At 70.6% G+C, this 732-nt stretch carries 1 protein-coding gene; it reads left to right on the top strand.

The features are described from left to right. Positions 1-351: 351 nt before the first annotated feature. Positions 352-732 (top strand): metallophosphoesterase family protein (locus FVW20_RS17485; RefSeq protein WP_504739166.1); only part of this gene is annotated, 381 nt, incomplete at its 3' end.

A 732-nucleotide genomic window follows, 5' to 3' on the forward strand; every position in this document is an offset into this window, starting at 1 on the left:
TCTTCGGGCGGCAGGGCGGCGCGGCGGGCCAGCATGGCGCGGCGCAGGGCCTGCCGGGCTTCGGCGTCTGGCGGGGTGGAGTGCGTCATGATGGGGTGCCGTGTTGGTTCGGGGGGGCTGCCGGGTGTCTGCCTGATGTCTGCCTGATGTCTGGCGGGTGCCCGTCGAAGGCCTGCCAGGTACGGGATGCGTGGTGGAGCCGGTGGGTACCGGCGCGCCGGAATTGTCGTCGAAATGCCCTCACAGGGAGTTTTGTCAGGTGGCGGGTGCGTGGTGTAGAGTGCGGGCGCGGGCGGCGCCCGCGTTCCCCGTCTCCCTCCCCGTCACGCAATCTAACAAGGAAGGCACCGCATGCAAAGCGCACCCTACTGGATAGCGTTCGGCGACATCCACGACGACGTTTCGCCCATCGCGGACATTCCCGGCCTGTCCGAGGCGGCGGGCGTGATCATTACCGGCGACATCACCGTGGTGGGCGGCGTGCGCCAGGCCGAGCGCGTGCTGACGGCCATCACCGCGCGCAACCCGGCCATCCACGCCCAGATCGGCAACATGGACAAGGCCGAGGTGACCGACTGGCTGGACGGACGCGGCTGGAACATCCACCGTGCCGCGCGCGAACTGGCCCCCGACGTGGGCCTGCTGGGCGCGGGCCATTCCACGCCCACCCCCTTCGGCACGCCCAGCGAGGTGCCGGAAGCGCGGCTGGCCGAATGGCTGGACGCGCTACGG

The organism is Nitratidesulfovibrio oxamicus (assembly GCF_015731765.1).
Taxonomy (GTDB): domain Bacteria; phylum Desulfobacterota; class Desulfovibrionia; order Desulfovibrionales; family Desulfovibrionaceae; genus Cupidesulfovibrio; species Cupidesulfovibrio oxamicus.